The organism is Xenorhabdus innexi, assembly GCF_002632485.1.
GTDB classification, from domain to species: Bacteria; Pseudomonadota; Gammaproteobacteria; order Enterobacterales; family Enterobacteriaceae; genus Xenorhabdus; species Xenorhabdus innexi.
In genome coordinates, this window is the sequence record NZ_NIBU01000014.1 from 19,330 (window position 1) to 30,753 (window position 11,424).

Below are 11,424 nucleotides of genomic sequence, written 5' to 3' on the forward strand. Positions count from 1 at the left end.
TGTATCATTGACAGATACCAGATAACCGCAAAAGCGATACAACGGATCGGAATGACTCTTTACCGTTAACGCTTCGTTCGAGTCGCGTTGCGCCTGTAGCAGTTTTTTAGCCTTATTCTGGTCGGCAAATTCTTTTAATAAGTGGCGGATAATCACCGGAAGTTCCCGACTGATTTTCTCCGGCAACTGTGGATCTTTCTCTGATTCCTTGACCGGAATATTAAACGGAAATATCACCCGCCGCCGTGCAATACCGCCATTACGTTCGGTAAAGCTCATGGGTTCGTTATTGGTGGCTAATACCACGGCTTTAATAATCGTTGAAAACTGCTTCTCATATTTTCCGTCAACTTCAATCAGGTCGCCGCCGGTAATCGCCTTGATGCCTGCCCCTTCACCAACATATTTAACCTGATCGGGCAGCGTAATTAAGCTCTTGCCGACAAACTGATATCGGCCTCTGGCCTCATCCAGCGCTCTCATATTGCCACTGGCAGTATTGTGTTCTCCCGCCAGTAAGGTAGCGATATAAGTAAACACGCTTTTACCGCTGCCGCCTTCGCCTGTCACCTCAATAAATAGCTGCCAGTCATAACGGTTTGCCAGAATCATAAACAGGGCAGCTTTGATACGATTCATCTTGTTTTCATTCTGCCCCGCCGCATGAGATAACCAGCGATAAAAGTCAGGAGCATGATCCGGCAAGTTTTCGCCGAGAGCGGGCTGGGTAAACTCAATGCCATTATGGTTCATGAGCCAATGTTCCGGTTGGTGCGGGGTAAACTTTTGTGTTGATAACGCATACACACCATTACGAAACCCGATTAAATCCGACTGTTGTTCGCCAATGACCGGAATTTGCAATTTCAGGGCACAAATAGCGTTATTGATCCCGTTTGGGCTGTACGGGGTCTCGTGCTGGTCAAAAATTGCCACCATTGCGCGACGCAGCTCGTTATCTGAAAGGGTTTCCCATGTCGTGCCGTTATAGTGATAAACTGCTTCGCTTTCAGAATGTACCGCGATTTTTTTGTAATGCTCAACCAATAATGCCCCGCGCTGACTGGCTGCCATTTGTGCCAGATTGTTAGTGGCCTTTTTGGACTTCGTTTCGTGGTTCACTACTGCTTCTGCTTCCATGAGTTTTTTCTCCCTAACCTGATATAACCCGTTGCCGAATGCCTGTTTTGCTGCCTCTATTCCGTGGTTCTGGCGATAATCGTCCCAGTCGGCTTTATATTCCGTTGGCGGTAACGTTACCCATCCATTGATAGCGTTAGCCGCTTTCTCAGCGGCAATTTTTCCCACATTCTTTTTAAGCTTGCCGTTTTTGTCCCGTTCGCCTTGTGAGTGCCAATCATTATCGGCGGCAAGGATGATTTTCGATTCAGGCCACTGTTTTCTGACCAATTCGGCAACATTCAGTAAATTACTTTCATCAATGGCAGCCAGCACCACGCCATTATGTAACTGGCTGACGGTCAGCGCGGTCGCATAACCTTCGGTAATAATAATGGTGTCCGGCGTTCCGGTAAGTTCAGATACCGGAATAAAGCTCCCTTTCTTCTTCGTGCCGGAAACAAGGCGTTTTTCACTATTCGGCTTGATGGTCTGAGCGCCAGTGATAGTGCCGTCCAGCGTTTGCGTTACCAGCAATAGAGAATCCTGCAATAACCGCTGATTGGAGTAATACAGCCCCTTTTTCGCCAGATACTGAGATTCTCCCCTTATCGACTTTTCCACCAGCACCGCGACCCGTTCTACAATGGGTTTCACTGTTCGGAGTTGTTCTTTCGCTGGTTTCGGTTCAAGTAACGGCATTGCCAGCACATCAGCAACCTGCTTAGCCGCTGTCAGAATAGTGATACCTTTGGCTCTTGCCACTAAATCCAGACCATCGCCATGATTAGGCTGGTCGCACTGGCGACAATGCCAATCGCCATGATGGTTATCATCTATAAAGTGAAAACGGTCAGTTCCACCGCATATCGGGCAAGCGCCATGCTTCCCCTTTGCCGGAACATCAACACCACAGGCTGGCAACAGGCTTTGCCAGTGATTCATGGCGGATTGTTTCACGCTTCGGATAACGTCTATCGGGCGGATTCCCGTAGGGTTTTTAGGCTGTGAGGAGCGTTGACTCATGATTTATTCTTCTCCATAGACAGCCGCACACAGTGCGTGATAGACGTCTTGGTTAAAATCACAGGCCAGCGCCAGCAAATCGCGCAGCTCTTCTGAACAATCCCTGCCGATTTGGTCAAGAATGACCTCAAATAACGATATGGCTAGCCCTGCCCGATACATAGCTTGATCTAACGGTATCGCTTTCTGATGTCTGTTCACCACATAACCTAACAATGTTATCAACAAGGGCTGTGGTGTATGTTTCAAAATTGCCTGCTGTATTTCCTGATTGATATCACGCGCCAGCAAGATCAGGTTATTGAGTTCAATGGTGCATTCTTCCGGTGACTTTTCGAGGATAAACGTGAAAACAGAAGCTGCTAATTGTGTGCGGTACTCCGCCTGTTTTAATGAAAGTGTTTTTTTACCCACGGCGCACCTCCTGACGATAAACGGATCTCAGGGAGGAAATGCCCGCCAGAACAGTGATAAGGCGCTGGGCATGGATATCTATCAGGCATTGATTGCCTGACGCAATTAAGCATGTAAATTTAGGGCGAGTTTGGGTATGCTGTATGCCAGCCATAATCGTTACCTCTATTAACGGTTGTGGTTAAACGCCTCGATAGTGTTGCTGCACTTCGGGGCGTTGCTGTTTTTATTCACTGAACCACTTAAGGTGTCAGCCACCATCGTATTTTTAAGTGTCAGCCACGTCAATTCTTTTTTATGAATATTTTTTGCGTATACTGTCAGCCACCAACTACTAATGGATAGAGATATGGCAACGAAAGCAGTAAACGCAAAATCAAAAAAGTTAGAAGCCCGTGTGCCACATGAGCTTGTTGATTCAATGGAGCAATTAAAAGAAGCAGGCGAAAGCACCGCGCAATTCATCATTTCGGCTATGTCAGGCGAAATCAAACGCCGCCAGCGTAAAACCAGAGGATCATCTGAATAATAATCAACGAACCCTCTTGAAGAGGGTTATTTCTCAAATTGATGGCTATTTAATTTCAAATAATTTCTATAGCTAATATCTACCATCACATCCCTTTATGCCAAAAATCGAGTTATTTTTAGAATGAGTTTGACCGCTACCAATTAAGGCAGTTAATTTTTCCATAATTTTATTTTTTAATTGGTGGGTTTACGGCTATACGGATTATTTATATTTTCTACGGTTGGTGGATTACGTACCCAATGTAGCAGGTCACTGAGCAACCAAGCACAGGAATTACGGCCTAATGGCTTGCGGGCAGGAAAGCGCCCTTCATTTTCCAGTTTCCACGCTGACGTTCTGGAAATAGAGGTAATGTGCAGGCGTTCCTTTTCGCGGATCAGACGATCATAACGTTCGCCATATTCGGAAAGAATAGAGCGGCGTTCTTCAGGTGTCGGAATGTTGTATTGAATAGTCATGTTACCCTCACTGTTTAATTGTTTTTGTGAAGGTATTTTACTTAATAGAAATTATTAAGAAATCAATCCACATTTGTTACGTATATATCACAATGCCTATGCTCACCATCAAACGCATTCATTCTCATTATTAAACTGCTTTTAATATAACCACATTTTCATCAGTGCCCGCCAAAACATCCAGCCGCTCACACCATTTGTTTAAAGCATCCAGCTTCTCCGGCAAGTACTGACTCTTGTTGTATATCGACATAATGCCCGGCAAAGCGTGGCCTAGAAGCTGTTCTACAATATGTGGTGCTATACCCATGTCATTTAGTTTAGTTGCAAACGTCCGTCTTAAATCATGCAAAGACCAATCCTCGTCATGCTCTAATTTTTTCCATATTTTTCTGCCATACTGGGCGACTGCTTCAAGTTTTTTAAATTCTCCTAAGAGGTAATCACTTCTCTTGTTTTTATAAACAAGATGCTCTAAAAATGCTTTCATACATTCTGGTATCGGGCGAATGATTTTCTCGCCTGTTTTGCTATTTTCTTTTGGAACAGTCCATAACATGGAATTGAAATTCCATTCTGAACATTTCGATAACCTGATCTCTCGTGTTCGGCAACCAAATACAACCATTATTTTCAATATATTATTATAATAAGGTAGGTAAATACCTGAATTTATGGATTCCCATAATTGACCAAGCTCATTATCTTCTAAATAACGCTGACCTTTATTTTGTTTTTTTCCAACATCCTGAATAGTTAAATCATCCAATACATGGCTGATCGCATACCGTCTTACTCGGCAAAATTTTAGAGCTTGCTTACACAGTTGAAATACAGAACCAGCAGCCACCGAAGCTTTATTTTTCATTCTATCGAAACATTGCAGCCAATATATTGTTTCACAGTCAGACAATGCCATTTCACCAATATAAGGATAAATATGCTTTTCTAATTGGAGAATGAGAGTACCTATATTCACTCGATTCTCTCTGCCGTAGTGCTCTATCCAATATTCGATAGCGTCTTTTACAGTGACGGGTTTTAATGATTCCTGCATCACTAAGTTAAATTGGAGTTTTGGATCTTTACCGGACGCCAACCAGTTACGGCATTTGTCCCGTGTTTCACGAGCTTGTTTGAGGGGCATATCAGGATAGCGCCCAATGGTAAGGCGATTTAACTTTTTACCATCAAGCCGATAAGTAAAAACCCAGCTAATACCACCTGCTTTAGATGCTTTGGCACTCAACCCCGCGCCATCAGCAAAAAACTCAATATTATCCCTTTCTTTTCCGTGCAGGTTTTTAAGTTTTTTATCACTGAGCTTGTTTAGTTCGGCAGCCATGATCACCCAAGATATTTATACAAATGTTTATACATAGTGTGCTGCATAAGTGAGGAAACGTCAATAAACACTGTAACAACATACAGTTGAGTAATTTAATAATCATTTGATATATATATAAAAATAATAATCATAGACAAACTTCAAGACACGAAGTAAATATATATAGTCTGCGATGATTTCAGATACATTTACGCTGTTTGCAGTGATTTCTTTGCAAACGTGCGAGGCTGTTCCCAATATTTGCAAAATGATAAGAGAGCAACCATGGCAAAGCACATCATATTTTCCGCCACCGGCGGCCCGGAAGTACTACGATTTAGTGAATTTGTCCCAACTGACCCTGCGCCTGATGAAGTGCAGGTCGAAAATAAAGCCATCGGAATTAATTATATTGATACTTATATCCGCAGTGGCCTTTATCCGCCAGCGAGCTTTCCCAGTGGATTAGGAATGGAGGCCGCCGGAATTGTTACAAAAGTTGGCTCAAATGTGTCACACATCAAAACTGGAGATCGTGTGGTGTATGCGCAATCCAGTCTGGGTGCATATAGTGAAGTACATAATGTCCCCGCCAGTAAGTTAGCTATTCTTCCAGATACCATTTCTTTTGAACAAGCGGCGGCTTCCTTTCTGAAAGGACTAACGGTTTATTTTCTTTTTTATCAGACAAATAAAATTCAGGAAGGAGACACTTTCCTGTTCCATGCCGCAGCAGGTGGAGTCGGTTTGATCGCCTGCCAGTGGGCAAAAGCATTAGGTGCAAAATTGATTGGCACTGCCGGTTCAGATGAAAAAACCCGTCTTGCTCAAAACGCAGGCGCGTGGCAGACCATCAATTATAACCGTGAAAATATTGTGGAACGCGTTTTGGAACTTACCAATGGGAAAAAAGTTGATGTAGTTTATGATTCCGTCGGGCAAGCTACATGGCTGGATTCACTTGACTCTCTAGCACCAAGAGGATTGATGGTCAGTTTCGGAAACGCTTCTGGAGCAGTAAAGGATGTAGATATCGGGCTTCTCAACCTGAAGGGGTCACTATTCCTTACTCGCCCTTCTCTTACCGGTTATATCACTACGCCGGAAGAGTTAGCAGTAGCCAGCAAGATACTATTTGATTTCATTGCCAGTGGCAAAATTAAAGTCGATGTACCGGAAAGCCAGAAGTTTCCATTAAGCGAAGCAGTGAGGGCACACCAGATACTGGAAAGCCGGGTAACTCACGGCTCCAGCTTATTAATCCCGTAATTTTGGCTAAAGCATCATTCAGATAAAACCCGGGCGGATCACATCCGCTCTGTTACCATTTCCAGTGCTTTTTCAACAACCATAATATCCGAACCAGGTTTATGCGCATTCTCACTCAAATGACGACGCCATTGGCGTGCTCCGGGAATACCTTGAAAAATACCCAAGATATGGCGGGTAATGTGGCCTAAATAAGTACCGTTTGACAACTCCTGTTCGATATAAGGATAAAGTGCTTTAACCGCTTCTACCGTATTCGTCACCTGAGCGTTTTGATTAAATAGCTCACGATCTACATGTGCCAGAATTGATGGGTTCTGATAAGCTTCCCGACCGACCATCACACCATCCACATGTTGCAAATGTTGTTTTGCTTCTTCCAGCGATTTAATTCCACCATTAATAGAAAGTGTTAGTTGTGGAAAATCCTTTTTCAATTGGTAGACCCGTGGATAATCCAATGGTGGAATTTCTCGGTTTTCTTTGGGACTCAAACCCGACAGCCACGCCTTGCGCGCATGGATAACAAAACTATCGCAGAAGCTATTTTTCACAACAATATCAATAAAATCGCACAAAAACCCGTAACTATCCTGTTCATCAATACCGATACGGGTTTTTACTGTCACCGGGATACTCACCACATCCTGCATTGCTTTAACACAGTCAGCGACTAATAATGCATCTCCCATCAGGCAGGCACCAAAACGGCCATTCTGTACACGATCAGACGGGCAACCGACATTCAAATTGATTTCATCGTAACCCCGTTCCTGCGCAATCTTCGCACACTGTGCCAGCGCATGAGGTTCACTACCACCTAATTGCAGTGCCAATGGATGTTCTTGCTCGTTATAGGCCAGATAGTTTCCTTTACCGTGGATAATCGCACCTGTAGTGACCATTTCGGTGTAAAGCAGGGCTTCTTTACTTAACAAACGATGGAAATATCGGCAATGACGATCGGTCCAGTCAAGCATGGGCGCAACGGAGAAGCGGTAAGGTTTGAATTTCCCGCCATCCGTTGATATGACAGTGAATTTACTATGTTTTTGAGTCTGTATATTTTCGTGCATTTCGGGTCATTTTAGGCTATTTTTGGATTATTAGCACCCCAAACAGCACCCCCATTAATATGGGGGCCTGAACAGGAGAACATCAAAGATGGCCTACTATAGCATAGAAAAACGTCCTCGCGCAGATGGTACAGTCCGTTACCGTTGCACCGTTGGTGTCAAGTCTGGAGGCAAATATATTTACAGGGAGAACCGCACATTTGGAAAACAATCCCACGCCAAAACATGGGGTGCCATGCGGGTAGCTGAACTAGAGCAAAACGGGGTCCCCACGCAAAATAATACAGAAGATTTAACAGTTGGCGATCTACTGCATAAGTATATCAATGACCCTGATCTGGGCGGGAAAGCAGGAAGAACAAAAAAGTATGTGTTAGATATGCTCTTGGATAGTGACTTAGCAAAATTAGCTCTTTCTGAATTATCAGTGAGCCATGTTATTGGGTATTGCAAGCAAAGACACTCTACAGGCATTACTCCCTCAACCATTAATCATGATGTCAGCTACTTAACATCAGTATTAAAATCAGCCAAACCAATCTATAACATAGATTACGTCTCAAATCCCGCATATGAAGCGCGACCTTTATTGCTCCAAATGGGATTAATAGGTAAATCTAAACGCCGCAGTAGAAGGCCTATGCTCGATGAGATTGACAAGCTTATTGAAGGGTTGCGTAAACGCAGTAACCACAGAGAGGGGAAGATTCCCTATGAAGAAATTTTGAATTTTTCAATCCTGAGCTGTATGCGCATCGGAGAGGTATGCAAGATTAGGTGGGATGATATAGATGAAAAACAAAAATCAGTTACTGTAAGGGACCGGAAAGATCCAAGAAAAAAGACAGGTAATCACATGTCAGTTCCTTTGCTGGGGGATGCCTGGGAGATTGTTCAGCGCCAACCAAAAACAAGCGAATTAATATTCCCTTACAACCCCAAGAGTGTGACTGCTGGCTTTCAAAGGGTCCGTAATGCTTTGGGCATTCAAGACTTGCGCTATCACGATCTACGCAGAGAGGGAGCAAGCCGTTTATTTGAGGCAGGCTTTTCAATTGAAGAAGTGGCACAAGTTACCGGACATCGTTCACTCAATATATTATGGCAGGTCTACACGGAGCTGTATCCTCAATCACTGCACGAGAAGTTCAATAAACTTATGCAACAAAAGGAAGAGTAATCCCCACAGGGCAGAAACCTGCCCTTTAATTCACCTAAAAGTATTTTCCGATTTGAAATCGGGAAATTCCGTACCCCCGACTTGCTCAGTACTTAATCGCTCCGTTTCAAACGGAAGAGTGAGTTAAAAGGCGGGATATCCCGCCTTTAAAGATGGTTGGAATTTCAACCATCATAAAAATCAACATGTTAAAGTTATAGCTACTTTCCGGTTCCTGACTGCGGACGTAATACGTATGCAGTCATTAAAAAGGTGTTGTGAAAATCCCAATACCCAAGGTGGGATATTCCATCTTAAGATGCTCCAAATCTGAGCCATCTATAGCAACTATAGAGATTTCCCCTATGGTTGATTTATGCGCTGGACAAAAGGAATAAACTCACTGTTTTTCAGTATGTTGTTTGGGCGCAAGGGCTGGACAAAAAGACTTAACCCCTTGTTTTCAGGCTTCTGTTTTGGTCACACCTCTTGATAGAGTAGTAAAGTCCGATTATCGGATTTAATTTATCCCCTCAATGCTGAAGAACCCAAAGTGAGGACCTCGAAAGAATCAATGAGTTGCCTGCCCATCAGTGGTGGATAGATTGAATTGCGACCAGACTGCAAATATGCCGTCTGATTAAATATCAATGAGTTAAAAGAGGAAGATTCTCCTGTTTGGTGTAACTGTTTGATTTTGGTTATTTCTGTCAGAGAGTCGGAGACTGGTGAGATCAGGGGGTTATGAGGACGACATTTTCTTGCATAAAAAACCCGCATGAGCGGGTTGGGTACAGTAAATCAACTTATCAATCTCGCGATAGGCCATCAGCCAGAACTTCATCACAGCTAATCGTGCCTTTGCACAGGGAGTGAAATCTTTTGGCGCTCATTCCCGCCTGTTTTGCCATTGATTTGATTAGATCTCGTGAAAATGGCGCATGAGATTTATCCACTGTAACCACCCATTTATGTCCATCTTCTTTTTTGATCCATTGCTCATGAGAGGTTCCCTTCTTTGGTTTCATTTCAAAACCCAAATTCGCCAGTGCTCTTACAACTTCTCTATATTTGAGTGGTATTAGCTTATAAAAAATCATGTTGCGCCACACCTCTTATCGGGCTAGCTCACATTGTTCATCAAACAACTTAACTGAAATAGTTTCTTTATTGAGATAAGAGGATCTTCTGACTTTTAGTTTAAAGGCGATATACCAATACTTAAGCCACATAGATATGGGGGCTTTTCGATTCATCAGTTGCTTTGCGTATTTGGGTTCAGCAGCAATCTCTTCAAGATAATCACTTACCTGAGCCTTAAGTTTGCTAAAAGCCTCATCAATCGAATTAGCTTGCGCTGCCAGTGACAGATCTAAGCAGGCAGCAATATACATATCACCCTGTTGATAAGCCATGCAACGTAATTTCATCTGAGGTCATCTCCTGTAGGGGTATTAAACATAGTTATCAAATTGATAAATATGTCTAAGGTGATGATAGTTTGTTCGAGCCTTAACTTCAACATCTTAAACTGTTTTGTATTGTGTGATTAACCAGTAAAATAGATTAAAATAATCAAAAGACTCCAAGACTTAGCCATCTGTGACTTGGAACGGGTACTAATTTTATAAGTCTTATCTCAGTTTTTAATGCCTATCATAACCATAACCTTTACCCTTAAATTCCTCGCACGGTACATAGCCCCCTGTTCTGATTACTATTCCTGTGGCTCACCATCAGCAACCCTCTCCGTCGCCTCCTTCTGCTTCAAATTCCACACTGAGTTTTCCGGCATCTGGACACGGACGTCTAACCGGCAACCTTCGGGAATATCACACGGTTCACCGTCCTGATAGTACACTTTCTCCCCGTCAATCAGGGCTTTGATGCGTTTGTTCTGAAAGCGTGCCGGTAAGTGACTGTGCTGACGGTGGAACGTCTCAATCGTGATACTGCCGTCCTTGTTCACCTTGTCATCAATGTAGATAAGCTCCAGCCCGTTGTTGTTTTTCGGGGAAGATATGCCACCGTGAACCCCCCACGCTTTATCGGCGTTATAGCCCAGTACGCCGGACACCTGATAATGACCGGTATCTAATTTGGTAACCGTCGCCCCTTCGGATTCGTCGTTAGTGGTAAAGTCGCCGTCAGGGTGGATTTCAATGATAGGGGAGGATTTTTTATAATATCCGCTGCCATCAATTGTCCACATATTAGAGGTCATGACTGTGTATGTTTCCCACGGCTTGCCATTATCGCATCGCTGAACATACATCACTGTATTACCGTAGTTGGGTAATATAATCATTTGATAATTATTGTGGCTCCACGCAGTTTTGATAATAGAGCCATGATTGCCCACCTGATTGGTAGTGCTCGGCGTGTATCCATAAAACCCTGTATTATATTGAGTGTCCCTCGTATCTCCCATTAATGACTGTGTATTCATTGAATTGGTACCCAGTCCATAATCCCTAATTTTCAGTACATCATTCAATCCAATATGACGCACAAACTCCGATTTATTCGGAATATCTGCGCCATTTTTTGCTTTTTCGAGGCGCTTATCAATAGACTGATTAAGCTGTGCAATGGCCTCATTCATCTTTTTAATCGACTGCAACGACACCGTCTGTCCATTCGGTAACGTGACGTCCACCGTGCCATTCTGTGACATCCATTTATCCATATTCTGGAGAAACGTGATGATATGGCTGTTAATTGCCACCAGATGCCGGACACCATCGGAGATGGAATTCGGCACCGTGGTCTGGATTTGGTACGTGACCTTGTTCAGGGTAACTGTCGCCTTGTCCGCCAACACCAGTTCGGTATCGGAGTTCACCGCCTGAATCATATGCAGTAAATTGCTGCTGCCGGACTGAATGAGAATAACCTGTCCCGGTGCCACGCCGTTCAGGTTGTCTTTAAATTGGGTGCCCGTACCCCGGACAAACGCCGAGCCGGACACGGTACTGATTGTGCCTTGTGTGTAAATCATCGTGTGTTCCTGAGAAAAAAGAGGGCGGGTTAACCTTCTATCA

The 11,424-nt window shown here is 43.6% G+C and carries 12 protein-coding genes; 3 read left to right on the forward strand and 9 right to left on the reverse strand.

What is annotated here, in order from left to right; all coding sequences use genetic code 11:
- The 3 genes from Xinn_RS07775 to Xinn_RS21945 all read right to left on the reverse strand — a co-directional run.
- Positions 1–2,145 (reverse strand): toprim domain-containing protein (locus tag Xinn_RS07775; protein ID WP_099137631.1); only part of this gene is annotated, 2,145 nt, incomplete at its 3' end.
- 3 nt (positions 2,146–2,148) lie between these two features.
- Complete coding sequence (locus Xinn_RS07780; RefSeq protein ID WP_086954057.1) at positions 2,149–2,559, reverse strand: hypothetical protein; 411 nt, start codon at positions 2,557–2,559, stop codon at positions 2,149–2,151.
- On the reverse strand, positions 2,552–2,713 hold the full coding sequence (locus Xinn_RS21945) for a hypothetical protein (RefSeq protein ID WP_169923548.1): 162 nt from the start codon (positions 2,711–2,713) through the stop codon (positions 2,552–2,554). The genes Xinn_RS07780 and Xinn_RS21945 overlap by 8 nt, the downstream gene beginning before the upstream one ends.
- Positions 2,714–2,908: 195 nt before the next feature.
- On the opposite strand from Xinn_RS21945, the gene Xinn_RS21950 reads away from it, so the two are divergent.
- On the forward strand, positions 2,909–3,088 hold the full coding sequence (locus tag Xinn_RS21950) for a YlcI/YnfO family protein (protein ID WP_086954058.1): 180 nt from the start codon (positions 2,909–2,911) through the stop codon (positions 3,086–3,088).
- A gap of 176 nt (positions 3,089–3,264) precedes the next feature.
- On the opposite strand, the gene Xinn_RS07790 is transcribed toward Xinn_RS21950, so the two are convergent.
- Both Xinn_RS07790 and Xinn_RS07795 read right to left on the reverse strand, forming a co-directional pair.
- On the reverse strand, positions 3,265–3,549 hold the full coding sequence (locus Xinn_RS07790) for a helix-turn-helix transcriptional regulator (RefSeq protein ID WP_086954059.1): 285 nt from the start codon (positions 3,547–3,549) through the stop codon (positions 3,265–3,267).
- 130 nt (positions 3,550–3,679) lie between these two features.
- Positions 3,680–4,894, reverse strand: coding sequence for a tyrosine-type recombinase/integrase (locus tag Xinn_RS07795; RefSeq protein WP_086954060.1), 1,215 nt, complete (start codon positions 4,892–4,894; stop codon positions 3,680–3,682).
- Positions 4,895–5,161: 267 nt separating this feature from the next.
- Here Xinn_RS07795 and Xinn_RS07800 point away from each other — a divergent pair, with 267 nt between their 5' ends.
- Entirely contained in the window at positions 5,162–6,145 is a 984-nt protein-coding gene (locus tag Xinn_RS07800; RefSeq protein ID WP_086954061.1) for a quinone oxidoreductase, read from the forward strand.
- A 38-nt stretch (positions 6,146–6,183) separates the two neighbouring features.
- Here Xinn_RS07800 and dusA read toward each other — a convergent pair whose 3' ends face one another.
- Positions 6,184–7,221: a tRNA dihydrouridine(20/20a) synthase DusA gene (gene dusA / locus Xinn_RS07805; RefSeq protein WP_099137632.1), complete on the reverse strand. Its 1,038-nt coding sequence runs from the start codon at positions 7,219–7,221 to the stop codon at positions 6,184–6,186.
- 88 nt (positions 7,222–7,309) lie between these two features.
- Here dusA and Xinn_RS07810 point away from each other — a divergent pair, with 88 nt between their 5' ends.
- Positions 7,310–8,401, forward strand: a complete 1,092-nt coding sequence (locus Xinn_RS07810; RefSeq protein WP_086954062.1) for a tyrosine-type recombinase/integrase — start codon at positions 7,310–7,312, stop codon at positions 8,399–8,401.
- A gap of 788 nt (positions 8,402–9,189) precedes the next feature.
- On the opposite strand, the gene Xinn_RS07815 is transcribed toward Xinn_RS07810, so the two are convergent.
- The 3 genes from Xinn_RS07815 to Xinn_RS22655 form a co-directional block, all read right to left on the reverse strand.
- Entirely contained in the window at positions 9,190–9,480 is a 291-nt protein-coding gene (locus Xinn_RS07815; RefSeq protein WP_086954063.1) for a type II toxin-antitoxin system HicA family toxin, read from the reverse strand.
- A gap of 15 nt (positions 9,481–9,495) precedes the next feature.
- Positions 9,496–9,810 carry a DUF1902 domain-containing protein gene (locus Xinn_RS07820; RefSeq protein ID WP_086954064.1) on the reverse strand — a complete coding sequence of 105 codons (315 nt, stop codon included), beginning with the start codon at positions 9,808–9,810 and terminating at the stop codon, positions 9,496–9,498.
- Between the two features lie 287 nt (positions 9,811–10,097).
- Positions 10,098–11,424, reverse strand: a 1,327-nt coding sequence (locus Xinn_RS22655; protein WP_422645971.1) for a phage tail fiber protein, incomplete at its 5' end; no start/stop codon positions are given.